Source organism: Clostridium sp. UBA6640, from assembly GCF_002455975.1.
Classification (GTDB): Bacteria; Bacillota; Clostridia; order Clostridiales; family Clostridiaceae; genus Clostridium_J.
Genome location: NZ_DKLM01000010.1, coordinates 4,062 through 4,350, shown reverse-complemented (window position 1 = coordinate 4,350; position 289 = coordinate 4,062). Strand labels below are relative to the sequence as shown.

Genomic DNA, 289 nt, shown 5'->3' with positions numbered 1-289 from the left:
TATAAGCTTTTTACTATTTCCAAACTCTTTATAAAATCTTGATACTTGTTTAAAATTTAATGCTTCCCCACTACTAAATACTTGTCTTAAGCTATTTAAATCTGAAACATTCTTATTTTCTCCTAAACAATATAAGAAAACATCAAGCATAGAAGGAACAAAATGCATTGTTGTTATTTTATACTTCTTTATTGCTTCAATTATTTTTTCTGGATCTCTTTCGTCATTAGGACTAAGCATACATACTTTTGCACCAACTAGAGGCCACCATAAAAGTTCCCAAACAGAC

General features: G+C 29.1%; 1 protein-coding gene. It reads right to left on the bottom strand.

The window, feature by feature from the left end; translation table 11 throughout:
- The coding region (locus B2W91_RS01005) for an AMP-binding protein (RefSeq protein ID WP_291578394.1) at positions 1–289 on the bottom strand (289 nt) is incomplete at both ends.